The sequence below is a fragment of the Klebsiella africana genome (genome assembly GCF_020526085.1).
Lineage (GTDB): Bacteria > Pseudomonadota > Gammaproteobacteria > Enterobacterales > Enterobacteriaceae > Klebsiella > Klebsiella africana.
The window spans coordinates 3,572,207-3,597,804 of record NZ_CP084874.1 but is presented as its reverse complement, the minus strand read 5'-3'; the positions used below and the strand labels follow the sequence as shown (position 1 = coordinate 3,597,804).

Genomic DNA, 25,598 nt, shown 5'->3' with positions numbered 1-25,598 from the left:
CTGTAAAGGCAGGGTTTAACGTTGCATGTTGTACAAGGATAGAAAAATGAAAAAAAACCTTGCACAAAGTGTGGGTTTGTAGTGTATCTTTTTTGTTAAGACAAACGTTGTTTTACAAGACGATTAGCCTGATAACTGCTACTGTGAATGCTTATCCCTCCCATCTGGAATCACTATGCTAACCACCATCATTTATCGCAGCCATATCTGCGACAATGTCTCATTCAAATCGATCGAGGCCATGGTTGCCAAGGCAAACGAGAGAAATGGGCAGGCGGATGTCACCGGTATTTTACTTTTTAACGGGACTCATTTTTTCCAACTCATTGAAGGGCCTGAAGAAAGCGTACAGGATATTTATCAGCATATTTGCCAGGATCCTCGCCACTATAATCTGGTGGAGTTGCTTTGCGATTATGCGCCGTCCCGTCGTTTTGGTAAGGTCGGAATGGAACTGTTTGATTTACGTGAACACGATCGCGAGGAAGTTCTGCAGGCGGTGATGGACCGGGGGACGACAAAATATCAGCTCGCCTATGATGACCGGGCGCTGCAATTTTTCCGTACTTTTGTCGAATCCACAGAAAAAGCGAACTATTTTGAGATTCCTTCCGCCGATAGTTGGGTTTTTATTCCTGATAAGGATACCTTCTATCCTGCTACCCCGATTATCGATAATACGGAAGGTTGTTCCTTTGCCTTCCAGCCGATTGTCGACCCTTTCGCCTGCGAAATTATTTCGTGGGAAGCGCTATTGCGCACCCCGGACGGACAGTCTCCAGGCGCCTATTTTGCCGGCCTGGCCGGGGATGATATTTATCTCGCCGACCTGCACAGTAAACGCGTCGCACTGTCGCTGGCGGGTAAATTAGGTTTACGTAATAAGGCATTAAGCATTAATTTGCTGCCGATGACGCTGGTCAAAGTGCCCAATGCGGTAGCCTTCCTGCTCGATGAGATTAGCCGCAATGATCTGATTCCGGAGCAGATTATTGTCGAGTTTACCGAGCGGGAGGTCATTTCACGGATGGATGACTTTACCGATGCGGTACGTAAACTGAAGGGGGCGGGAATTAATCTTGCTATCGATCACTTTGGCGCCGGGTTTGCCGGATTGTCGCTGCTGGCGCACTACCAGCCCGACCGAATTAAAATTGACCATGAGCTGATCCGCAACATCCATCAGGATGGGCCGCGCCAGTCGATTGTACAGGCTATTATCAAATGCTGTTTTTCGCTGGAAATTGCCGTCTCTGCCGTCGGCGTTGAGCGTGCTGAAGAGTGGATGTGGCTGGAGTCTGCGGGTATTTCGCAGTTTCAGGGAAATTTATTCGCTGGCGCTCGCCTGGGTGGCCTGCCCGCCGTCGCATGGCCGGAGAAGAAATGATCCACTGCGAAATCAACTAAATATTTTTTCATCTTTTTTCCCGCGCGCTGTGAGCCACAACCTGATATCTTTATCTGTACAAGAAAATAGAGTTGTACAGGATGCCTGAATTCGTTAGTTTAGGCATTAAGTATCAGGTTGATGTGAGGCTGCTATGGCGTTTTACAGTATCGGTGAAGTCGCCGAACGTTGCGGAATCAATCCGGTCACACTGCGCGCCTGGCAGCGGCGTTACGGTCTACTGAAACCGCAACGCAGCGAAGGCGGGCATCGACAGTTTGATGAAGAAGATATCCTGCGCATTGAAGAGATCAAGCGCTGGATAGAGCGCGGCGTGTCCGTGGGAAAAGTCAAGGCGCTGCTGGAGGATAACCTGCCGGTGGCGCGCGACGAATCCGCGCATCTTCAGGAAGAGATGATGTCTATTCTCCGATATATGCAGCCCGCCAGAATCCGCGCCAAATTAATGGCGCTGAGTCATCAACACCCCGTCGATACCCTCATTGACAGCCTGTTAGTGCCGGTACGTCAGCGCCTCAAGCTCGATCAGAATACCTCGCTGGTGATTAGCAGCCTGCTGGACGGTCTGCTCATTGACTGCGTAGCGCTGTTCCTCGCCGAAGCGCGTAAAAAAAATGGCAAAGAGACGTTGCTGGTGGGCTGGAGTAATGAAGACCGGACGCGTTTGTGGCTGGAGGCATGGCGTCTTTCCCAGCGCGGCTGGCATGTGAACGTCCTCGCCGAACCGCTGGAGTCGCCGCGGCCCGAGCTTTTCCCCGGGCAGCATATCTTCGTCTGGACCGGACGCGCTGCCACGCCACTGCAGGAAGAGCTGCTGAGCCACTGGCAGGAGCAGGGCTTCAGCATCCATTTTCACGGGAATAATTAATCGTCCTGACCTGCTTGTACAGGCCAGGACTTTTGCGCCGGGTTACAGGTGGATCTGACTCCAGGATTTAAAGGTCTCACTGCGGCTGATATTAAAAAAATCGGTTCTACCGCTACAGCCGAGCTTTTTAATGAGATTCAGCCGGATCTGATAAATGGTTTTTATATGCAGATTGAGTGACCGACCAATGCTGGCGACCGCTTCGCCATTGCTGATAAGCTGAATAACTTTCTTTTCCCGCTCGGTAAACTGCACTGAGGCGCCCGGCGCCGGGTGTGTTTTGTAATAGCGAGTGGGCTGATGCAGGAATATTTTTAACTCTTCTGGCGTCGAATTTGCCGGTAAGCGCAGCATGGGCAGTTCACTAAGAAAATTAAGATCGTTGCCTTCGGTTAAAAGAATAAATAACGTATCCCGACGGTTATAATCGTGCTGTAGTACCGCAAAATAATTGTCGCTGGTAAAGAAAACATGTTTTTTACGAAAGTAAGATGCCGGCAGGGTATTCAGGATCAGCGACATCCCGTAGAGAAGAAAACGATTATCAAACCACAGGTCGTAATGCTCAGAACGATAGCAAGTATCATGGTGTGACATTTTTTTTGCCCCAGTTAGCCGATAGAAACCCAGGCGTGCCGATACAGCAGGGCAAAGCCTGCTGCCAGCACGGCGGAGTTATTTAATGATGAGGTTTGCTGTACAGCATATCCAGCGCCTGCAGATAGAGGTCGGAGAGTATTTCATTACTTTCCGTTTGCAGACGATGCTGGATCTCCGTAATCATTCGCTCATTATTTATCGTTCTGTGCTGCTTAATGAGCGTATTTTCAATATTTTTCATCAGGGCTGAATTGAACACAAACTCTGCTGGAATGGTATTTTTAATATGCATAGCTCGAACTCTCCCACGTATAAAGCAAACTGACAATAAAAGTCGCGGCGTACCGTTGGTACGCACAAAGTCAAGAACAGGAAATGCAAAACCAGGAACCACCACCACACTCACCGCGCAACCGCTAAGCATTCCCGCTTTGTTGCGCAACAAGCAGTTAACACTCCAAAACTATAGACGGTGATCCTGTTATGTACAACTTTTTTTGTGATGATATGTACAACGTAACGGCTTATTTTTAGTGTGTGTTTTTACTCATTGATTTTAAAGTTATTTTTTGTTTTTTGAACTTGTACAAAAAAGCGAGTTTGTGCAGGATAGCTATGTAAAACCAGGGGGACGGGGGGCCGACGGCAGAGAGGAAGAAAATATTTAATATTTGTTACCGGTGCCGCGTCAGGTAATCAGGTAAAGAGTGCCGACGCGGGAAGGGGGTACACAGCAACTCTGTCGTCGACAGGTGGCTTACTTCCGCGTCGGACCCCAATGATAGCGGAAAATGGTTGAGGATTTGTTTGTTTTTTGCACAGCAAAGTAAAGGAAAAACCGCAGTCATTGCACGACCCGGCCACTTTGTGGACGGAGAAAGCGTGTGCTACGCTTTGTAATAACGACGTTGCTGTTCTGCATCGTCATCTATTTTCCCCATTTCCCTGTCGGGACTTATATCAGCATAACGACCGGTAAATACAGCACACGCGTTCTGTCCATGGGCAGGCATAGAGGACTGAGGAGGGATGATGCGCGGTAAAAGCGTGATGCTCCTGGCCGGGTTAGCCACTGTTGCGCAGGCGAAGGAAATTAACCTCTATTCGGTCAATACCGGTTCCTATGTCTACCATCTGACCAATAACCACGGGCAATATACCGAGAATTTTGAAAATCACTTTTTCTCCGTGGAGCGAAAATTCTCTGAAGACTCGAAATACAGCTTGCTGGTTGGCACTATGAATAACAGTTTCGACGATCGCTGCCTGGCGCTGGGGGTCAGAAGAGACTGGTACCACAACGGCAATGGGTGGACCTTTAAAGGGGTATACGGTTACACCGGCGAATTTTTCTTCGACGCCTTCGAACATTGCGGCGATCATGGCTCTTATAAAGATTTTAAGGACGCCACCGGGATTGGCTTTTCACCCTATATTTACCATGCCATCCAGTATAACTTTACCGACTATTTCGCCGTTGAAAGCGGCATTATTATTCCCAGCGTGTTTGTGATCAGTATTCAGTGGAGCTTCCGCTAACTCGCCGCGTTGTCGATTACAGGGTAATCACCTTCTTGAGCAACGTACTGGAGAGCGCGGCAAGGGAAATGAGCACCGACAGGACAAAGGTCAGCGCTATGACTCCCAGCTTGGTGGCTAATGAGTGCACAGGGATCAGCATCACCAGCAGGTGAAAAACAGAGTAGTGTAGGATATAGACCCCGGTCATTGCTTTGCTGACCGTCGCCAGCACCGCCTCCTTCAGCTCGCGGTTCTTTTTAAACTGCACGGCGTTAGCAGCGATAACCAGCAGGACGATCAGAATATAAATTTGCGATCCCGTAAGAATGAACGCATTGCGATCGGCTTTAAACAGTGCGAAGAAAAAATGACGCTCATAAAACCAGGTAAATAAATAGACAAAGGGCAGGGCGATAATTGCGGCTTTAATCACTCGGGGATGGCGTATCCATTCCGTGACCTTTGGATCGTTAAATAACTGCCCGGTCAAATAAAACAGTAACCAGGTCCACAGGCGATACTGCGGCGGCAGGCTGAAAAGATGTTTGTCCGGGTGGAGCACCGAGAGCAGGTCGTAACCATAGGAGCAGCACAGCAGCGTCAGTACCACGACGAAAAACAGGCCACGCCGCTGGCTGAGCCAGGCAATCAGCGGATGAAAGGTGTAGATGACAATCAGGGCGAAAATAAACCAAGGCTGGATCAGGTAGCCACGCTGGTAAGGCTCCCAGACATAATAGACCGTCACCCAGAACAGAAAGACGATCACCACGCTTTTAATTTTACCGATTTGCCAGTTGGCATCGTGGCGGGTCTGCGCATCAAGATAACCGGCCACCACAAAAAACAGCGGCGTCGCGATGGTCGAGATAAAGGTCAGCAGCCCGAGGATCCAGTGATAGTCATAATCATAGCGATCCCAGGTGTTATAGATAGTGAAAAAGGTCACCGCTGTCATACAGCCTAACGTCTTGATAATGCTCAGACCGGTACTGTTCATCGTTGAGGCGTCATATCCTTATGGTGGAAGCAAGCGTAAATCACCGGTAGAACCAGCAGCGTCAGTACGGTGGCAAAGGCCAGTCCGAACATAATCACCACCGCCATACTCTGGAAAAAGACATCGCGCAACAGCGGGGCAAGGCCAAGCACGGTGGTGAAGGCGGTCAGCAGGATCGGCCGCAGACGTGAGGTTGCCGCATCAATGATGGCTTGTCGTTGATCTTTCTCCTGTTTTTGTTGCTCTATCTCTTCAACCAGCACAATGCCGTTACGGATCAACATACCGCTGAGGCTAAGCAGGCCGATTAACGCCATAAAGCCAAACGGGATGCCGGTGAGCAGAAAGCCGGGCGTGACGCCGATCAGCGCCAGCGGAACGGTTAGCCAGATGGCGACGGCGTTTTTCAGCGAACTAAACATCAGCACCGTAATGATAAACATCACCAGATAGCCGAGCGGCAGGGTGGTGAACAGCCCTTGCTGCGCCTCGCTGGAATTTTCGGCATCGCCACCCCATTCAATGCGGTAGCCGTGTGGCAGCGTCAGCGCATCAATGCGCGGTTTCACCCGGGCGAGAATATCACCCGAGGTTTGGCCGCTTTGCGGGCTGGGATCGGTCTGAACCGTGAGCACCCGGGTGCGATCCCGGCGGAGAATCAATGGATCTTCCCACTCCAGCGAGAAGCCATTGATGACGTTACTCAACGGGATATACTGCTGCCGACTCTGGCTCCAGACCAGCACATTATTCAGGTGGTTGGCATCCTGTCGTTCCGCTTCCGGCGGCCGGACAATCACCGGCAGCAGATCGGCGCCCTCGCGATATAACCCGGCGCGACTGCCGGAGAAATTCATCTCCAGCGCGTTATCAATGTCCTGTTTATCCACCCCCAGCTCGCGCCCCAGCGCCGGGGAGTACTGCGGGCGGATCACTTTGCTGCGGTTCTGCCAGTCATTACGCACGCTGTCGGTCGCCGGGTCCGCGGCGAGAATGTCGCCCACCTGGCTGGCCAGCGCGCGCAGCGTGTCCGGGTCAGGGCCCTTAATCCGCACCTCAATCGCGCTATCCCCGGAGGGGCCGAACATAATGCGTTTGGTGCTGGCGTTCACCTGCGGGTAGTTTCTGGCGATCCAGGTTTCCACGTGGCGAGTGACCGGGGCGATACTGCGCTGGTCGTCCATCCGCACCATGATCTGCGCATAGTTGCTGTACTGCCGTTGGCCGCTGTAGGTGAGAATAAAACGCATACTACCCTGGCCGATGGTGGAGACGGTGGTGACCACCCCTGGCTGGCCGGCGATCGACCGCTCAATATCGCGGGTCATCTGCTCGGTGGCATTAATATCGGTGCCGTAGGGCAGCCACAGGTCGACAAAGAAAATAGGCGTATTCGATGACGGAAAGAAATTCTGCCGGACGAAGGTGAAGCCCCAGATCGCTCCGGCTAACAGCGCGCCCATCAGCACCAGGGTCAGGGTCTTTTGCTGCAGCAGTATTTGCAGCATCTGCTGATAGCCGCGGTAAAAGCGGCCGCGGTAGGGATCGGCTTTTTCCTCCGCGACGGCGGCCGGCGGGGCGTTTTTAAACAACCACCACTTAATGAGCACCGGGGTGATGGTCAACGCTGAAAACCAGCTCAGCATCAGGGAGATCAGCAGCACCTGGAACAGCGATTTGCAGTACTCCCCGGTGGAGTCTTGTGAGAGGCCAATTGGCGCGAAGGCGAGGATGGCGATGATCGTTGCGCCGAGCAGCGGCAGAGCAGAGCGGCGGATCACGTAGTTAACGGCGCCCAGCAGCGGAGATCCTTGCTGGCGGGCGATTAGCACCCCTTCAACAATGACAATGGCATTGTCCACCAGCATACTCAGGGCGATAATCAGCGCCCCGAGGGAGATCCGTTGTAGCTCGATCCCCCAGATATACATGATAAGCAGGGTGCCGAGGACGTTGAGCGCCAGCGACAACGCAATGATGATCCCGCTGCGTACCCCCATGAACACCAGCAGCACGCCGACGACGATCGCCAGGGCCATCAGGAAGTTAGTAATAAAACCATTGACCGAGTGGGCAACCTCAGCTGCCTGATCGTAAAAAACAGCGATGTCGATGCCCGCCGGTTTGTCGGCGGCCATCTGCTGAAGTCGGGCTTCGAGGGCATGCCCCACATCTATGACGTTGACCCCAGGGATAAAGGATATCCCCATGGTCACCGCCTGGCGGCCGTTGGCATGATAGATACTGGCGGGCGAGTCGCTCAGCCCGCGCGACAGCGTGGCAATATCTCGCAGTCGGGTGGCGGCGCTGGCGCCATGTGGGCTGACCAGCAGGTCCCCCAGCTCATCGATATTCTGAAACTCTCCGGTGGGGTGGAGGCGGATCGATTCGCTGCCTACGCGGATCTCCCCGGCGCTGGACACCACGTTGAGTCGGCTGAGGATGGCGGAGAGCTGGTTAAGCGTGATCCCGCGTGCGGCCATTTTCGCCAGTGAGATATCGACGTTGATCTGCTGCGAGATAGCGCCGCCGAGGGCGACTTTACCGACCCCTGGCACCAGCACGAGCTCCCGGCGCAGCTGCTCGGCATAGCGCACCAGCTCAGGATTGGTAAAATTGTCGCCCGAGATAGCGAAAAAAAAGCCAAAAACATCGCCAAAGTCATCATTAACGAAAGGGGTCACTACGCCCGGCGGGAAAAGCCGGCTGGCGTCACCGACGCGGCGACGTAGCTCATCCCAGATCTGTGGCAGCTCGCTGGAATGGTACTGCGAAGCGATATTCACCGTAATTTGCGATAAGCCATTTGAGGAGATGGAGCTGACGTTATCCAGCGAGGGAAGCTGCTGAATCGCGTTTTCCAGCGGCAGGGTTACCTCCTCCTCCACCTGCTGAGCGGACGCCCCCGGGTAGTGGGTGACGATCACCGCCGTTTTAATGGTGAAGGCAGGATCTTCCAGACGGCCGATATTGAGCAGGGCGAACAGCCCCCCCACCCCCAGCAGCAAAATGGCTAACCAGACGCGGGTCGGGTTATTAATAAACTGACGGGAAATGTCCATTTATAATCCTCGTTCACGCGTCCAAATCCGCACCGGCTGCCCGGCATGCAGCTCACTCACGCCCGCCGCTACGACCTGTTCACCCGCGCGGAGCCCTTCGGTGATCATCACGCCCTGCGAGGTTACTTCCCCGACCATAACCCTGCGCTCTTCCAGGTACCGATGCGCGTTATCGCCTTTCACCACCCAGACGACCGGTTCATTCTTCGGGCGGTTATCGGGGTTAAAGACCGCCTCCACCGGCACCACGAGAGTTTCCCGTCCGCTGCTGGCCGGTAAATTGCCGAGATTGACCGTCACGGTGCCGCTGACCCCGCCGACGGTGGGGAAATCATCCGGCCGCGGCATGGTTAAAATGATCTGCCAGGTGAGGGTGCTGGTATCGCTGCTGCCGGTATGCTCTTTATACTCTGCGGTAAACTCGCGGCCCGGCAGGGTATTGATCCTGACGACCGGACGGTAAGAAGAATTGCGGATATCCAGCGAGGTGAACAGATTTTCCGGAATACTAAAAACCACGTCCAGCAGGTCGGTGCGCGTCAGAGTGATCACCGGCTGACCGGCAGCGACCACCTGATGATTACGGATGTGCACGCCGGCGGCAATCCCGCCGAAGGGCGCGGTGAGGCTCATTTGCGCCAGCTCTTCACGGGCGATTTTTAAGGCCGCGTTGGCGGCATCGCGATTGGCGCGCTGCACGTCCATCTCTGCCTGGGAGATCGCCTGGCGCCCGGCCAGAGTCTGGAAGCGGTCGAACTGACGCTGGGCGAGAGTGGCTGCCGTTTGTCGCTCATTGACCCGCTGCTGTGCCTCGCGGGCATTCAGACGCGCCAGCGTTTGTCCCTGGGTTATGGTGGCGCCCTGGCGAATATCCAGCGACTCCACCTGGCCGCCCCGCTTAAACGACAGCTCGGTGGCGTCGCCAGACTCGATACGTGCCGGAAAGGTTCGCTGCTGGATATTCCCCACGGCGGTTACCTGCGCCACTTTAACCATGCGCGGGGCGGACTCAACGGACGGTGCTTTCTGATCGCAAGCGGTTGTAAATAAAATAACAACCGGGATGAGAGAAAAATAACGGTTCACAGTATTCCCCTCAGACTCAGGATTTATTTTACGTTTTTATTCTGCCGTTCCCGGTTATTCGGCGAGCGCGGCGACGACCAGATAGGTGAAAAGCCCCACCAGCGTGCAGGCGACAATAGCCAGCGCGACAAACAGCCCCAGACGTAACAGACTATAACCAAACATGATTTTCTCCCTTAATGCCTGTCCGCTCCGCGAATGCATTTCATCTCATACATTCTGCGACCAACGGACTGTGGGCGCGGCACGCCTGCTTGTAATCAGCATAGTCGGAGAAAAGATGAAGTGTTAAAAAAGAGAATACCGCGAGCATGGGTGATATTGATGGAAGATGTACAGGAGAACCACGCAGAATTAGCGCTTTTTTTAATATTTTTCAGTCTATTAATCCGTCATTTTCTAATGTTAATTTTCCTGTGCTACGTTTAATAACATCTATTCCGCTCGCCGCTTCTGTTGTTGAGATTTCGTTCCTCCCCCTGTAAGGGGCTATTCATCACTACGCAATGTATTGGTAATAAAAGGATTATCTCATGTATAAAAATATCGTTGTTCCCGTTGACGTGTTTGATGCAGGCCTAGCCGACAAAGCGCTCTCTCATGCGAAATTCCTTGCCCAACACTCTGCCGGGCAAATTCATCTTGTCCATGTTATTCCGGCCTTTTCTCCTGTATTAACCCGCGGATTTATCTCTGATGCCCGTAAGATGGAAGACCATTTGCTTAATACCGCTAAGGAAAAGCTGAGTGAGCTGGTGAAGAAAAATGGCCTTGCGGAAGACGCCAGCCATCTTTATGTGCGTAGTGGCAATATTCGCGATCAAGTGATTGCCCTGGCCGATGAGCTGAAAGCGGATGTGGTGATTGTCGGTTCGCGCAATCCGGGGATCCAGACGCACCTGCTCGGCTCTGAAGCGGCAAACATTGTGCGCTATGCCCATGTCCCGGTGTTCGTTGTGCGCTGATGACGCGTCCTGACTTCCGCTTCAGAAATCGAGGGAGAGAGTATGAATACAGATAAACCGGGCGCGCCCTACTATCAGCGCTCCGTTGAGGAGACGCTCGTCAGCGTGCAGAGCACGCCGGAGGGGATTAGTGGAGCAGAAGCGGCCACGCGCCTGCAGCAGTATGGCGAAAATGCCCTGCCGCAGAAGCCGGGTAAACCCGCTTGGCTACGTTTTATTGTGCATTTTAACGATGTGCTGATCTATGTCCTGCTGGCGGCGGCGTTGCTGAAGGCAGTAATGGGCCACTGGATCGACATGTCGGTGATCCTCGCGGTAGCGGTGGTCAATGCGCTGATCGGCTTCATTCAGGAGAGTAATGCGGAAAAATCGCTGCAGAGTATCCGCAATATGCTGTCCAGCGAAGCGGTGGTGATCCGTCAGGGCAACCATGAGACCATCCCCACCACCTCGCTGGTGCCTGGCGATATCGTGGTGATCCGCGCCGGCGACCGTATCCCTGCCGATTTACGTGTGATTGAGGCGCACAACCTGCGGGTGGAAGAGGCGATCCTCACTGGCGAGTCGACGGTGGTGGAGAAAACCACCGAGCCGCTAAGCGGCGATTTACCGCTTGGCGATCGCAGCAACCTGTTGTTTTCCGGGACCACCGTCAGCTCTGGGGCGGGGAAAGGGATCGTGGTGGCCACCGGCGGCGATACCGAGCTGGGCCATATTAACCAGATGATGGCGGGCATTGAGAAACACCGCACGCCGTTGCTGGTGCAAATGGACAAGCTGGGCAAAGCCATCTTTATCCTCATTCTGGTGATGATGGCGGCGCTGTTCGTCTTTAGCCTGCTGTTCCGCGATATGCCGGTTTCCGAACTGATGTTGTCGTTGATTAGCCTCGCGGTGGCATCGGTCCCGGAAGGGTTGCCGGCGATTATCTCGATTATTCTGTCGCTTGGCGTGCAGGCGATGGCCCGCCAGAAGGCGATTATCCGTAAGCTGCCGACGGTGGAAACCCTCGGTGCGATGACGGTTATCTGCTCGGATAAAACCGGGACCCTGACCATGAACGAAATGACGGTGAAGGCGGTGATCACTGCCGACAGCGTCTATCGGGTGGAAGGGGACAGCTATGAGCCGGTCGGTAAGATCCACGCCATTGACGACCCGACACCGGTCACGATCGCGCCAGGCTCGCTGTTCGAGCGCTATCTACGCACCATCGATCTGTGTAACGACAGCCAGCTTATTAAAGAGGAGAGCGGGCTGTGGAAAATCACCGGTGGCCCGACCGAGGGGGCGCTGAAAGTGCTGGCGGCGAAGGTCACTCTGCCGCCGCTGACCAGCGAACTGCGCAGTAAAATTCCTTTTGATTCGCAATATAAATACATGTCGACCCTCTACCGGCTGGGTGAAGAGGAGGTGGTGCTGGTCACTGGCGCGCCGGATGTCCTGTTCCGCCTGTGCCAGTATCAGCAGAGCGACAGCGGATTGCAGCCGCTGGATCTGCCGTACTGGGAAGGCAAAATTGAAGAGTACGCCCGGGAAGGACTACGGATGGTGGCCGCGGCGTGGAAGCCAGCTGCCGCAGGCCAGACCGAACTGACCCATCAGGATCTGCAGCAAGAGGTGATTTTGCTAGGGGTCGCCGGGATGATGGATCCGCCGCGGCCGGAGGCCATCACGGCGATAGCCGACTGCCTGCAGGCCGGGATCCGCGTGAAAATGATCACCGGCGACCACCCGCAAACGGCGATGAGCATCGGCAAGATGCTGGGGATTGGCAATGCGGGAAATGCCATAACCGGGCGCGAGCTGGAGGTGATGGACGACGCGCAGCTGAGCGTGGCCGCGCAGCAGTTTGATATCTTTGCTCGCACCAGCCCGGAAGATAAGTTCCGCCTGGTGCAGGCTCTGCAGAGCAAGAAAGAGATTGTCGGAATGACCGGCGATGGGGTGAACGATGCTCCAGCGCTGAAGCAGGCTGACGTTGGCGTGGCGATGGGGATCAAGGGAACCGAGGTGACCAAGGAAGCCGCCGATATGGTGCTGACCGATGATAACTTCGCCACCATCGCCAGCGCGGTCCGCGAGGGGCGTCGGGTATATGACAACCTGAAGAAAACCATTCTCTTCGTCATGCCGACCAACCTTGCCCAGGGGTTACTGATCGTGATCGCGCTGCTGGCGGGTAACGTGCTGCCGCTGACGCCGGTGCTGATCCTGTGGATGAACATGGCCACCTCGGCCACGCTGTCGTTTGGCCTGGCGTTTGAAGCCGGCGAGAAAAATATCATGCGACGACCACCGCGCGACCCCAAACTGCACGTGATGGACGGCTTTGCCATCTGGCGCGTGGCGTTTGTGGGATCGATGATTGCGGTTAGCGCCTTTATTCTCGAGGCCTGGCTGCAGCCGCGAGGCTATTCGCCAGAGTTTATCCGGACCGTGCTGCTGCAGACCCTGGTCACCGCGCAGTGGTTCTATATGCTGAACTGCCGCGTGTCGGATGGCTTCTCGTTAACCAAAGGCCTGCTGGCCAACAAAGGGATCTGGGTGGTTAGCGGTGTGCTGCTGGTCCTGCAGCTGCTGATTATTTATGCGCCGTTTATGCAGATGCTGTTCGGCACCACCGGACTGCCGTTCCGCTACTGGGTGATCACTTTTATCATCGGTTTCGCCATGTTCCTGATCGTCGAACTGGAAAAGCCGCTGACCCGCAAATGGCGTTCCGCCTGACGGCGTGAAGCGCTGAACGAAAAAGAAAAGAGGGGGCATTGCCCCCTCTCTGGCTGACGACAAACCTGTTTCGTCATTGTGCTCGCATTTTTGCCGGGTGGCGGCATTCGCCTGACCCGGCCTACGAAAGACTTCAATATCAAACCGTTATGCAGTTAGCTCTAGGCCCGCGCAAGCGCAGCGCCGCCGGGCAATTCCTGAAGATTGCACGTTGTCAGCAGTCTGAGAGAGGGCATCGCCCTCTCTTTTATTATGGTTCATGCTTGTTGCGCTTTACTGCTTCGGCTCGGCGACCACCGTGCTTCCCACGCCGCGGTTGTTGTACTCCCACATGCGGTTGAAGCCGTTGTCGTTGAGGTTGCGCTGCAGATTGCCTTTGTCATCGGCGCTGCCGGTGTTGCCGTTGAACGGACGGCTGGATCCTACCGCCGCAGCCCACGGCTGGGCAATATTAAAGCCTTCATTGATAGCGCTGTCGCGGATCACCACCTGGCCATTGCTGTTGCCATCGACGTCCAGCGCGCGGCCTAATTGCGCGACGTTATCGCCGGAGGCGGTGAAGCGGCTGTTGGTCGCCAGGAAGCCGTAGGTCACGCTTTTCAGGGTGGCCGGCGCGAAGACATAGGCCTCTTTCTGGGTGCGCGAGTTCACCACGCGGAAGTCGGTGTTATCAAATACCACTGCACCGCGACCGGAAACGATATCCACATCGCCTTCAATGTAGCTGTTGGTCACCAGCGTGCGGGTCTGACGGTTGTCCTGCAGACGGTTCTGCACGCCGCTGTTGGTCACGAAGAAGGTGTTCTGACGGCCAAGAATATTGACCTTATTGATCTGCACCTGGTCGCCATCGCTGCGCAAGGCCACCGCCTGGTGGGTACCGGCGTCAACGCTGTCGCCGAGGTTGTTGGCGATGGTCAGGTTCTGCAGCTGCAGACCATTATTCTGTGACCAGAAGACTGCGGAACACATCACGCCGACGGTCGCCGTGGATTTGCTTTGGCAACTGTCGAACATATACCACGCCGGTTTACCCGGCATATATTTACCGCCTGGATTGACCAGACGACGCCAGGTGTTGCGATCCATCTCGGAATCAATGGCTTCGCTGATTTTCACGTCAATTGGCTTATCGCCGGTACCATACAGGGTCAGGGCGCCCGGCGCCGCCGGAACGTAGACGGTTCCCGGGTACTCGCCTGGCATAATCGCGATATACAGACGACGGTTAGAGTGACGAGCAATCGCCGCATCCACCGCCGCCTGAATGGTGGTATGGGTTACGCCCTGGGTTCCCGCAGGACCGACGATAAAGTCAGGCTGCGCCGGCAGGCTGATAGCAGACGGCGTCCAGGCGGCGGTATTGGGAGCCAGCGACTGGAAATAGGCCGCCGGCGTGAAGTTTTTCGCTTCTTCGGCGTTGAGTATGGGACGCGCGGTAGTGCCCGGTGCAGTCTGCGTTGAGGGCTGTTGATCGGCAGGCGTCGAGCTACAGGCGGACAGCGTCACGCCGAAGGCCAGCGCCAGCGCCAGACGGGAAACGGAATATGTGTTCATGTTGCTCCGGGCAAAATTAAGCGTAGTGAAATACCCCGGCTGAGACGCCAGGGTATAAGTCCTTTAAAACCTGCTGTTTTATACTAACTTGAACGAAACGGGAAGACATGGGCGGAAAAACTTACCGTCTTTACGCAACGTGCAGTCCTGCTGGATGGTCTTTAGTCACAAAAAAATAACATTTCCCCGCGCTATTGTTGACTTTATCGGCGTTATGAAAATAAATGTCTATACAACCCATGACAAGTTAAGCGCTATGACTCAAGCCACCTCTGAACGCGTTATCTGGCGAAACGTGCGTCTCGCCACCCTGAACCCCGATTACGCTCAACCGTACGGCCTGCTGGAGCACCATGCGCTGCTGGTGCGTGACGGTCGCATTGCGGCGATTGTTCCCGAAGATGACGTTCCCAGCGGGCGCAGTATCGATCTTAAAGGCCGGCTGGTCACGCCGGGATTAATCGACTGCCATACCCATCTCGTCTTCGGCGGCAGCCGGGCGCAGGAGTGGGAGCAGCGACTGAACGGCGTCTCCTATCAAACCATCAGCGCCAGCGGCGGCGGAATTAACTCCACCGTGCGCGCCACGCGCGACAGCAGCGAAGCTGAACTACTGGCGCTGGCCCAGCCGCGGCTGGCCCGTCTGCTGCGTGAAGGGGTGACCACCCTGGAGATCAAATCCGGCTACGGCCTGGACCTGCCAAACGAACGCAAAATGCTGCGGGTCGCTCGACAACTGGCCGATCATAATGGCGTGGAACTGTCGGCGACGCTGCTCTCCGCCCACGCCACTCCGCCGGAATATCATGGCGACGCCGATGGCTATATCTCGCTGGTCTGCGAGACCATACTGCCGACGCTGTGGCAGGAGGGATTGTTTGAAAGCGTTGACGTCTTCTGTGAAAACGTCGGCTTCAGCCCGCAGCAAACTGAGCGCGTCTTTCAGGCGGCGCAGGCGCTGGGCATTCCGGTAAAAGGCCACGTTGAGCAGCTCTCGTCGCTGGGCGGCGCTCAACTGGTGAGCCGCTATCATGGGCTTTCCGCCGACCATATCGAGTATCTGACGGAAGAGGGCGTGGCGGCGATGCGCGAAAGCGGCACCGTGGCAGCCCTGCTCCCCGGCGCGTTCTACTTCCTTAATGAAACCCGCAAACCGCCGGTGGAACTGCTGCGCAAGTACCAGGTGCCGATGGCGGTGGCGACCGATTTCAACCCGGGCACCAGCCCCTTCGCCAGTCTGCATCTGGCGATGAATATGGCCTGCGTTAAGTTTGGCCTGACGCCGGAAGAGGCGTGGGCCGGCGTCACACGCCATGCTGCGCGGGCGCTGGGGCGACAGGAGAGTCACGGTCAGCTGGCGGCGGGCTTTGTCGCTAACTTTGCTATCTGGGATGCTGAGCATCCGGTCGAAATGGTGTATGAGCCGGGGCGCAGTCCGCTCTGGGGGCGTGTGGTACGAGGAGAACTGCAATGATGCTGTGGCAAGCTACGCCCGCCAGTCTCTGGCAGGGGCGCGACGATAGCGCGGAAGCGCCCAATGCGCTACGCCTGTTCCAGACCATCGCCCGCGCGGAACACTTCGCCCCGCAGGAGATGCCTGGCGATATCGCACTGCTTGGCTTCGCCTGCGACGAAGGGGTCCGGCGTAACAAAGGGCGCACCGGCGCCGCGCATGGCCCGGAAACGCTGCGCCGCGCGTTGGCCAACATGGCCAGCCATCAGGGCCATGACCGCTGCGTGGATATGGGCACCATCAGCGTCGACGGCGAGCAGTTAGAAGCCGCGCATCAGGCGCTGCGCGAGGCGGTGGCCGACTGTCAGCGGGCGGGTAAACGCACGCTGGTCCTGGGCGGCGGCCACGAGACGGCCTTCGGCCACGGCGCCGGGGTACTGGATGCCTTCCCGGGCGAAAAGGTGGGCATTATTAATCTCGATGCGCATCTGGATCTGCGCTTTGCCGACTGCGCCAGCTCCGGGACGCCGTTCCGCCAGCTGGCGCTGGAGTGTGACGCGCAGCAGCGCGGTTTTCACTATACCTGCATCGGCGTGAGCCGGGCGGCGAACACCCAGGCGCTGTGGGATGAAGCGGCGCGCCGCCAGGTGACTATCGTTGAGGATCTGGAGGTGCTGACAGCCTTCGAAACTCGCGTGCTGGCGGAGCTTGAGCGCAATATCGCGCAATACGATCGTCTATATCTGACTATCGATCTCGATGTGCTGCCGGCGCGAGAAATGCCGGCGGTGTCGGCCCCGGCGGCGCTGGGCGTGCCGCTGGCCACGCTGCTGCGCATCGTTGAGCCGTTGTGCCGCAGCGGCAAGCTACAGGCGGTGGATTTGGTCGAGTTTAATCCGCAATTTGACATCGACGGACAGGGCGCCCGCGCGGCGGCCCGTCTGGCATGGCAAATCGCCCATTGGTGGCAGTAGCCATTCCGGTATATTCTGGGGGCTTCGCCGCCCATTTTGCAAAAGGAAAGCCAGGCTATGTTTTCACAACAACCCCGTTCCGCGCCCGCGCCTTTTTATGAGAAGGTGAAGCAGGCTATCGGTGAAAAGATCCACAGCGGCGTCTGGCGACCACATGACCGTATCCCTTCGGAAGCCGAGTTGGTAGCCCAGTTCGGCTTCAGCCGGATGACTATCAACCGCGCGCTGCGCGAGCTGACGGACGAAGGCCTGCTGGTCAGGTTGCAAGGGGTGGGAACCTTTGTCGCCGAGCCGAAAGGGCAGTCGGCGCTGTTTGAAGTGCGCAGCATTGCGGCGGAAATTGTTGCCCGTCATCATCAGCACCGCTGTGAGGTGCTCCTGCTGGAGGAGACCCGGGCGGATCATATTCAGGCGACGGCGCTCAGCGTCCCGGAAGGCACCCGCATCTTTCACTCGCTGATGGTCCATTACGAAAACGAGGTGCCGGTGCAAATCGAAGATCGCTGCGTGAATGCCGCGGTGGTACCGGACTATCTGCATCAGGATTACACCGCCACCACGCCGCATGATTACCTGTCGCTGATTGCGCCGTTAACCGAAGGTGAACATATTGTTGAAGCGGTGCAGGCCACGGCGGAAGAGTGTGCCCTGCTGCATATTCACGCCCACGACCCATGCCTGCTGATCCGCCGCCGCACCTGGTCTACAACCCACATTGTCTCTCACGCGCGCCTGCTGTTCCCCGGTAGCCGTTATCGTCTGCAGGGGCGCTTTGGTTCCTGATCCACGCTGGCGTCAGCAAAACGTGATTGCTGACGCAATATAACAAAATTGTATCATTTCTGTTAAATCCTGGCTTGCGCATGCTTGTATAGACAAGTATATGTATCTACGTACACAACGTTCATTGTCAGGAGAAACCCCGATGTCGCAAAGCAAATATCGCCAGCTGGACGTCCGTGCGCCAAGAGGCACGACGCTTACCGCCAAGAGCTGGTTGACCGAAGCGCCGCTGCGTATGTTAATGAATAACCTCGATCCCGATGTCGCCGAAAACCCGCATGAGCTGGTGGTCTATGGCGGTATTGGTCGCGCTGCGCGCAACTGGGAATGCTATGACGCTATCGTGAAGGCGCTGAAAAACCTGGAAGGCGACGAAACCCTGCTGGTGCAGTCCGGTAAACCGGTCGGCGTCTTTAAAACGCATGAAAACTCACCGCGCGTGCTGATCGCCAACTCCAACCTGGTCCCGCACTGGGCCACCTGGGAACACTTTAACGAGCTGGATGCCAAAGGGCTGGCGATGTACGGCCAGATGACCGCCGGCAGCTGGATCTATATCGGTAGCCAGGGCATCGTGCAGGGCACCTACGAAACTTTCGTCGAAGCCGGTCGCCAGCACTATCAGGGCAGCCTGAAAGGCCGCTGGGTGTTAACCGCCGGTCTGGGCGGAATGGGCGGCGCGCAGCCGCTGGCCGCGACGCTGGCGGGCGCCTGCTCGCTGAACATTGAATGCCAGCAGAGCCGCATCGATTTCCGTCTGCGTACCCGCTACGTGGATGAACAAGCCACCTCGCTGGATGACGCCCTGGCACGCATCAAGAAATACACCGCCGAAGGCCGCGCCATCTCCATCGCGCTGTGCGGCAACGCCGCGGAGATTGTGCCGGAGCTGGTGAAGCGCGGCGTGCGCCCGGATATGGTCACCGACCAGACCAGTGCCCACGACCCGCTGCACGGCTATCTGCCGAAAGGCTGGAACTGGGAAGAGTATCAGCAGAAAGCCGAATCCGACCCGCAGGGCACCATTCTGGCGGCGAAACGCTCGATGGCCGACCACGTGCAGGCGATGCTGGCCTTTAATGAAATGGGCGTACCGACCTTCGACTACGGCAACAACATCCGCCAGATGGCGCAGGAAATGGGTGTCAGCAACGCCTTCGATTTCCCGGGCTTCGTGCCGGCGTATATTCGCCCGCTGTTCTGCCGCGGTATCGGCCCGTTCCGTTGGGTAGCGCTGTCCGGCGATCCGCAGGATATCTACAAAACCGACGCAAAAGTGAAAGAGATCATTAAAGATGATCACCATCTGCACCACTGGCTGGATATGGCGCGCGAGCGCATCAGCTTCCAGGGACTGCCGGCGCGTATCTGCTGGGTCGGTCTGGAGTGGCGGCAAAAGCTCGGTCTGGCGTTTAACGAAATGGTGCGCAGCGGCGAAGTCTCCGCGCCGATCGTCATTGGCCGCGATCACCTTGATTCCGGCTCCGTCGCCAGCCCGAACCGCGAAACCGAAGCCATGCGCGACGGCTCGGATGCGGTATCCGACTGGCCGCTGCTCAACGCCCTGCTTAACACCGCCAGCGGCGCGACCTGGGTGTCGCTGCACCACGGCGGCGGGGTAGGCATGGGCTTCTCGCAGCACTCCGGGATGGTTATCGTCTGTGACGGTACCGATGAAGCGGCGGCGCGTATTGCTCGCGTCCTGCATAACGACCCGGCGACCGGCGTGATGCGACATGCTGACGCGGGTTACGATATCGCCATTGAATGCGCGGTGGAACAAGGTCTGAATCTTCCGATGGTGGCGGCAACGCAGGGGAACGTGAAATGAAATCTTTAACGCTAATTCCGGGGCAACTGAGCCTGTCGCAGCTCCGCGATGTTTACAGCCACCCGCTGAACATCACCCTCGATAGCAGCGCGTTTGCCGCGATTGATGAGAGCGTGGCCTGCGTTAACGCCATCCTCGCCGAAGGGCGGACCGCCTACGGTATCAATACCGGTTTTGGCCTGCTGGCGCAGACCCGTATCTCGACGGAAGATCTGGAGAACCTGCAGCGTTCGCTGGTTCTGTCCCATGCGGCGGGCGTTGGCGAGCCGCTGGATGATGACCTGGCGCGCTTGATTATGGTGCTGAAGATTAACAGTCTGTCCCGCGGTTTCTCCGGGATCCGCCTGAGCGTGATCCAGGCGCTGATTGGCCTGGTGAATGCCGGCGTGACGCCGTGGATCCCGGCGAAAGGCTCCGTCGGCGCTTCCGGCGACCTCGCGCCGCTGGCGCATATGTCGCTGACCCTGCTTGGCGAAGGCAAAGCGCGGGTACGCGGCGGCGAATGGCTGCCGGCCACCGAAGCGCTGCGTCAGGTGGGGCTGGAGCCGATTACCCTCGCGGCGAAAGAAGGTCTGGCGCTGCTGAACGGCACCCAGGCGTCGACGGCCTTTGCGCTGCGCGGCCTGTTCGAAGCCGAGGATCTGTTCGCCTCCGCGGTCGTTTGCGGGGCGTTAACCACCGAAGCGGCGCTGGGCTCACGTCGTCCGTTTGATGCGCGCATCCATGAAGTGCGCGGCCAGCGCGGGCAGATTGATGCGGCGGCGCTGTATCGCCACCTGTTGACCGACGATAGCGCGATCTCGCAGTCGCACCATAACTGCAGCAAGGTGCAGGACCCGTACTCCCTGCGCTGCCAGCCGCAGGTGATGGGCGCGTGCCTGACGCAGATCCGCCAGGCGGCTGAGGTGCTGCTGTCTGAAGCCAACGCGGTCTCCGATAACCCGCTGGTCTTTGCCGCCGAAAATGACGTCATCTCCGGCGGTAACTTCCATGCCGAACCGGTGGCGATGGCGGCGGATAATATCGCGCTGGCGATCGCCGAAATCGGCTCGCTTTCCGAGCGTCGCATCGCGCTGATGATGGACAGCCATATGTCGCAGCTGCCGCCGTTCCTTGTGAAAAATGGCGGCGTCAACTCCGGTTTTATGATTGCCCAGGTCACGGCGGCGGCGTTAGCCAGTGAAAACAAAGCGCTGTCGCACCCGCATAGCGTTGACAGTCTGCCCACCTCCGCCAACCAGGAAGACCACGTCTCGATGGCGCCGGCCGCCGGTCGCCGCCTGTGGGCGATGGCTGAGAACACCCGCGGCGTACTGGCCGTTGAGTGGCTGGCGGCAGCGCAGGGGCTGGATATGCGCGAAGGACTGACCACCAGTCCGCTGCTGGAAGAAGCGCGTCACTTGCTGCGCGAACGCGTGCCGCACTATTCGCAGGATCGCTACTTCGCCCCGGATATCGATAACGCCATTGCGCTTCTGGCGGCCCGTCACCTGACGCGTCTGCTGCCTGCCGTACTGCATTAATCACCGTTGTTCTCTGTACCCGCGTCGGGGGACGTCATTCCCCCGACCGCCCTACATCGCATATTTGTCGTCATATAAAAAAATCAGGACACCTGTATATGCAACAACAACACAAGCCACATCTGCTGCGCGGGCTCAATGCCCGACACATTCGGTTTATTGCGCTCGGCTCCGCTATCGGCACCGGGCTGTTCTATGGCTCGGCCTCCGCCATCAAAGCGGCGGGCCCGGCGGTGCTGCTGGCCTATCTGATTGGCGGCGCGGCGGTGTTTATCGTCATGCGCGCGCTAGGCGAGATGGCGGTGCGCAATCCGGTTTCCGGCTCCTTTGGCAGCTACGCCCGTCAGTATCTCGGGCCGCTGGCCGGGTTTATTACCGGCTGGACCTACACCTTTGAAATGGTGATCGTCGCCCTGGCCGACGTCACCGCCTTCGGCATCTATATGGGATTGTGGTACCCCGATGTGCCGCGCTGGATCTGGATCCTCAGCATCATCTTCTTTATCGGTGCGATGAACCTGTGCAACGTGCGGGTATTTGGCGAGATGGAGTTCTGGCTGTCGCTGGTGAAGGTGGTGGCGATTATCGCCATGATGCTGGCGGGGGCGGGGATCATCTTCTTTGGCTTTGGCCACAGCTTCCCGGCCACCGGGCTGGAAAACCTCTGGAGCCACGGCGGCTTTGCCCCTAACGGCTGGCAGGGCGTCATCGCCTCGCTCGGTATCGTGATGTTCGCCTTCGGCGGGGTGGAGATTATCGGCGTCACCGCCGCGGAAGCGAAGGATCCGAAGAAGGTGATCCCGCAGGCCATCAATACCATTCCGCTGCGCATTATCCTGTTCTACGTCTGCACCCTGGCGGTGCTGATGGCCATTTTCCCGTGGAATAGCTTTGGCGAACAGGGGAGTCCGTTTGTGCTTATTTTCGACGGTCTGGGGATCCCGGCGGCGGCGACCATCCTTAACATCATCGTGATCAGCGCCAGCATCTCGGCGATTAACAGCGATATTTTTGGCGCCGGACGCATGATGTACGGCATGTCGAAAGAGGGGCTGGCGCCAAAAAGCTTCCAGCGCATCGCCAGCAACGGCGTACCCTGGATGACGGTGGTGGTCATGGGCGGCGCGCTGCTGGCGGCGGTGGTGCTGAACTATCTGATCCCCGAGCAGGTATTTGTGCTAATTGCCTCGCTGGCGGCATTCGCCACGGTATGGGTGTGGCTGATGATTCTGCTATCCCATTTCGCCATGCGCCGCGGTTTGTCTGCCGAAGAGCGCAGCCAGATTGCCTTTCCCATTCCGTTCTGGCCGGTTGCGCCGCTGTTGACGCTGCTGTTTATGGGGCTGGTCATCGCCGTGCTGGGGATGTTTGCCGAGACGCGGATGGCGCTGATCGCCGGCCTGGTCTGGCTGGGGCTGCTGACGTTGGTGTGGTACGCGCGGGTGCGTAAAACCGCGCTGCAGGTGGCCACTGAACAGTAAGGTCAATCTCCCCAGTGGCGCTACGCTTGCCGGGGCTACGAGGTGTGAGCTTGGGAGAGGCCCCTGTAGGCCGGGCAAGGCGTCAGCCGCCGCCCGGCATAAAAGCGGCTCCGTGCCCGCGGCAATCGCCCGGCGGCGCTGCGCTTGCGCGGGCCTGGGGGTATTGTAGATACTGCTATCGGCTTGTAACGGTTTTAATCCGGTAAAAACAGTTGTTTTGTATTAATTCCGAGCACATTGCGCTCCCGAAATGTCTTCTACGTTATGTCACTCATGGCGCAGGGAGCGCACAGGGGGCGGCCAGTCGCCGCCGCCCCCTGTACCCCCGGGCTTCGGCCAGCAACATCGCCACTGCGTGGTGCCTTCGACTTATCCCTGCAGGCTTCGGGTCGGGCCGAGGCAGCGTCCTTGCAAAACACGGCCCTCAGCCCGCATCCATGCGGGCTGCCCCGGCCTTCCGGGAACGTCTCAGCGATGTTGAGGCCGCCAGCCCCGGCAGTTTCAGCGGCCCCATGTTCGGCGGCGATTCACATACTGGGTCTGGACCCCGTAGGCCGGGTAAGGCGTCAGCCGCCGCCCGGCAAAATAACCGCGCAACAGGGCTGCCTGGAAGGTAATCAACGCTTGCCCGGCGGCGCTTCTCTTGCGTGGGCCTGGGGGGATTGTAGGTCGGGTAAGCGAAGCGCCACCCGACAATATACCGGCACCGCGGGTTGCCCGGATAAGGCGCAAGCCGCTATCCGGGGGATAATTAACTGAACAGGGCGGTGATGGAAGCGCTGGCGAGGGAATGGAAATGGACATTAAAGCCGACCATCGCGCCGCTGGCCTCAGCATCCACCTCAATTCTCTCGACGTCCAGGGCGTGGACGGTAAAAATGTAGCGGTGGGTTTCGCCCTTCGGCGGCGCCGCGCCGCCGTAACCTGCCTTACCAAAATCGGTACGGGTTTGAACGGCCTCTTCCGGCAGCTCTGCCTGACCGGAACCGGCCCCTTGCGGCAACACGCGGGTATCCGCAGGCAGGTTAGCCACCACCCAATGCCACCAGCCGGAACCGGTCGGCGCATCTGGATCGTAGCAGGTCACCACAAAGCTTTTGGTCCCCGCGGGCACATCATCCCACATCAGGTGCGGCGAAATATTATCGCCATCGTAGCCCATGCCGTTGAAGACGTGACGATTAGGCAGCTTGCCGCCGTCCTGGAGATCGTGACTGATCAGTTTCATGCTTCATCCTCATTGATAATGCGCTGATTAACAAAGAAGTGTAGCCTTCCCGACGACGCAATTCCGCTATTTATTCGCTAAAAAATGTTTCGTCCTGCACGGCCTGGTTGACCGCACGGGTCAGGCGGGTCAGTTGCTCGGGCGTGATGATGTAAGGCGGCATCAGATAAATCAGGCGGCCAAACGGGCGGATCCATACTCCCTGTTCGACGAAAAAGCGCTGCAGGGCGGCCATATTGACCGGACGCCGGGTTTCAACCACGCCAATGGCACCCAGCACACGGACGTCGGTGACCAGCGCGGATCCCCGCGCCGGGGCCAGCTCGGCTTGCAGCTGGGCTTCAATCGCCGCCACCTGCGGCTGCCATTCGCCGCTCTCCAGCAGGCGCAGGCTTTCGCTGGCCACCGCGCAGGCCAGTGGATTGCCCATGAACGTGGGGCCGTGCATAAAGCAGCCGGCTTCGCCATTGCTGATGGTTTCTGCCACCGTTCGGGTGGTGATGGCGGCGGAAAGGGTCATGGTGCCGCCGGTCAGCGCTTTACCCAGACACAGAATGTCGGCGGTAATCCCGGCATGTTCACAGGCGAACAGCTTGCCGGTGCGGCCAAAGCCGGTGGCAATCTCATCGGCGATCAGCAGTATTCCTTCCCGGTCGCACATTTTACGCACCCGCTTCAGCCACTCCGGATGGTACATCCGCATACCGCCCGCGCCCTGGACGATCGGTTCGAGGATCACCGCGGCGATGTCGTGACGATGCGCGGCCATCAGGCGGGCAAACGGCACCATATCCATCTCATCCCACTCGCCGTCGAAGCGGCTTTGCGGCGCGGGGGCGAACAGGTTATCCGGCAGGTAGCCCTGCCACAGGCTGTGCATCGAGTTCTGCGGATCGCAGACCGACATCGCACCGAAAGTATCCCCGTGATAGCCGTTGCGGAAGGTCAGAAAACGACGACGTGGTTCGCCTTTGGCCTGCCAGTACTGCAGCGCCATTTTCATCGCCACCTCTACCGCCACCGAACCGGAATCAGCGAGGAAAACGCACTCCAGCGAGGACGGGGTCATCGCCACCAGCTGACGGCACAGCGCCACCGCCGGCGGATGGGTGATCCCGCCGAACATCACGTGCGACATTTGGTCAATTTGCCCCTTCAGCGCCGCATTGAGGCGCGGGTGATTGTAACCGTGGATCGCCGCCCACCAGGAGGACATGCCGTCAATCAGCTGTTCACCGCCGGCGAGGGACAGCTCGCAACCGTGGGCGGAAACCACCGGGTAGACCGGCAAGGGGGAAGTCATAGAGGTGTAGGGGTGCCAGATGTGGCGCCGATCGAAGGCGAGATCGTCCAGTGTCATAATCGACTTGTAAACCATTTTGAAAACATTTAGGTTTACAAGTCTACACTGAACTTACTTACAATGAAACGTACACAAAATATTTCGCGCAGCATCGAGGCGGCAAGCGAGAACATCCCCAGGAGCATAGTTCACTATGTGACTGGGGGGCGCGAGTGCAGCCAACAA

The 25,598-nt window shown here is 57.6% G+C and carries 19 protein-coding genes; 11 read left to right on the top strand and 8 right to left on the bottom strand.

Annotated elements, in window-relative coordinates; genetic code table 11:
* The first annotated feature begins 175 nt into the window (after window positions 1-175).
* Window positions 176-1,387 (top strand): diguanylate phosphodiesterase, encoded by a 1,212-nt coding sequence (locus LGL98_RS17385; protein WP_136029664.1) that lies wholly within the window; start codon window positions 176-178, stop codon window positions 1,385-1,387.
* Between the two features lie 154 nt (window positions 1,388-1,541).
* Entirely contained in the window at window positions 1,542-2,276 is a 735-nt protein-coding gene (locus tag LGL98_RS17380) for a MerR family transcriptional regulator (RefSeq protein ID WP_025711778.1), read from the top strand.
* 42 nt (window positions 2,277-2,318) lie between these two features.
* Here the strand turns inward: LGL98_RS17380 and LGL98_RS17375 are convergent, their stop codons facing one another.
* Together LGL98_RS17375 and LGL98_RS17370 are read right to left on the bottom strand one after the other, a co-directional pair.
* Entirely contained in the window at window positions 2,319-2,873 is a 555-nt protein-coding gene (locus tag LGL98_RS17375) for a helix-turn-helix transcriptional regulator (protein WP_136029662.1), read from the bottom strand.
* 82 nt (window positions 2,874-2,955) lie between these two features.
* Entirely contained in the window at window positions 2,956-3,168 is a 213-nt protein-coding gene (locus LGL98_RS17370) for a biofilm development regulator YmgB/AriR family protein (protein ID WP_023288897.1), read from the bottom strand.
* A 740-nt stretch (window positions 3,169-3,908) separates the two neighbouring features.
* Here LGL98_RS17370 and LGL98_RS17365 point away from each other — a divergent pair.
* A complete protein-coding gene (locus tag LGL98_RS17365) occupies window positions 3,909-4,415 on the top strand; it encodes a hypothetical protein (RefSeq protein ID WP_136029686.1) in 507 nt (168 codons plus the stop codon).
* Window positions 4,416-4,431: 16 nt separating this feature from the next.
* On the opposite strand, the gene LGL98_RS17360 is transcribed toward LGL98_RS17365, so the two are convergent.
* The 3 genes from LGL98_RS17360 to LGL98_RS17350 are packed head-to-tail and all read right to left on the bottom strand — an operon-like array spanning window position 4,432 to window position 9,545.
* Window positions 4,432-5,355, bottom strand: coding sequence for an acyltransferase (locus LGL98_RS17360; RefSeq protein WP_168435198.1), 924 nt, complete (start codon window positions 5,353-5,355; stop codon window positions 4,432-4,434).
* Between the two features lie 38 nt (window positions 5,356-5,393).
* Entirely contained in the window at window positions 5,394-8,459 is a 3,066-nt protein-coding gene (locus tag LGL98_RS17355) for an efflux RND transporter permease subunit (protein ID WP_136029659.1), read from the bottom strand.
* The gene (locus LGL98_RS17350) at window positions 8,460-9,545 is read right to left on the bottom strand and encodes an efflux RND transporter periplasmic adaptor subunit (RefSeq protein ID WP_136029657.1); all 1,086 of its coding nucleotides are present in this window, start codon (window positions 9,543-9,545) and stop codon (window positions 8,460-8,462) included.
* Window positions 9,546-10,078: 533 nt separating this feature from the next.
* On the opposite strand from LGL98_RS17350, the gene LGL98_RS17345 reads away from it, so the two are divergent.
* Both LGL98_RS17345 and LGL98_RS17340 read left to right on the top strand, forming a co-directional pair.
* On the top strand, window positions 10,079-10,510 hold the full coding sequence (locus tag LGL98_RS17345) for a universal stress protein (RefSeq protein WP_136029656.1): 432 nt from the start codon (window positions 10,079-10,081) through the stop codon (window positions 10,508-10,510).
* 42 nt (window positions 10,511-10,552) lie between these two features.
* A complete protein-coding gene (locus tag LGL98_RS17340) occupies window positions 10,553-13,240 on the top strand; it encodes a cation-transporting P-type ATPase (protein WP_136029654.1) in 2,688 nt (895 codons plus the stop codon).
* 273 nt (window positions 13,241-13,513) lie between these two features.
* Here LGL98_RS17340 and LGL98_RS17335 read toward each other — a convergent pair whose 3' ends face one another.
* Window positions 13,514-14,797 carry a putative acyl-CoA thioester hydrolase gene (locus LGL98_RS17335; protein ID WP_136029652.1) on the bottom strand — a complete coding sequence of 428 codons (1,284 nt, stop codon included), beginning with the start codon at window positions 14,795-14,797 and terminating at the stop codon, window positions 13,514-13,516.
* Window positions 14,798-14,951: 154 nt separating this feature from the next.
* Here LGL98_RS17335 and hutI point away from each other — a divergent pair, with 154 nt between their 5' ends.
* The 6 genes from hutI (at window position 14,952) to LGL98_RS17305 (ending at window position 22,842) form a co-directional block, all read left to right on the top strand.
* Window positions 14,952-16,271, top strand: a complete 1,320-nt coding sequence (hutI, locus tag LGL98_RS17330) for an imidazolonepropionase (protein WP_168435197.1) — start codon at window positions 14,952-14,954, stop codon at window positions 16,269-16,271.
* Window positions 16,268-17,224, top strand: a complete 957-nt coding sequence (gene hutG / locus LGL98_RS17325; RefSeq protein ID WP_136029648.1) for a formimidoylglutamase — start codon at window positions 16,268-16,270, stop codon at window positions 17,222-17,224. The genes hutI and hutG overlap by 4 nt, the downstream gene beginning before the upstream one ends.
* A gap of 57 nt (window positions 17,225-17,281) precedes the next feature.
* Entirely contained in the window at window positions 17,282-18,007 is a 726-nt protein-coding gene (locus tag LGL98_RS17320) for a histidine utilization repressor (RefSeq protein WP_136029646.1), read from the top strand.
* 142 nt (window positions 18,008-18,149) lie between these two features.
* Window positions 18,150-19,838 (top strand): urocanate hydratase, encoded by a 1,689-nt coding sequence (hutU, locus tag LGL98_RS17315; RefSeq protein WP_136029644.1) that lies wholly within the window; start codon window positions 18,150-18,152, stop codon window positions 19,836-19,838.
* Complete coding sequence (hutH, locus tag LGL98_RS17310) at window positions 19,835-21,361, top strand: histidine ammonia-lyase (RefSeq protein WP_136029642.1); 1,527 nt, start codon at window positions 19,835-19,837, stop codon at window positions 21,359-21,361. Before hutU ends, hutH begins: the two co-directional genes overlap by 4 nt.
* 98 nt (window positions 21,362-21,459) lie before the next feature.
* Entirely contained in the window at window positions 21,460-22,842 is a 1,383-nt protein-coding gene (locus LGL98_RS17305) for an amino acid permease (protein ID WP_136029640.1), read from the top strand.
* A gap of 751 nt (window positions 22,843-23,593) precedes the next feature.
* Here the strand turns inward: LGL98_RS17305 and LGL98_RS17300 are convergent.
* Together LGL98_RS17300 and bioA are read right to left on the bottom strand one after the other, a co-directional pair.
* A complete protein-coding gene (locus LGL98_RS17300) occupies window positions 23,594-24,070 on the bottom strand; it encodes a kinase inhibitor (protein WP_136029638.1) in 477 nt (158 codons plus the stop codon).
* 70 nt (window positions 24,071-24,140) lie between these two features.
* Window positions 24,141-25,430, bottom strand: coding sequence for an adenosylmethionine--8-amino-7-oxononanoate transaminase (gene bioA, locus LGL98_RS17295; protein WP_136029685.1), 1,290 nt, complete (start codon window positions 25,428-25,430; stop codon window positions 24,141-24,143).
* Between the last annotated feature and the right edge of the window lie 168 nt (window positions 25,431-25,598).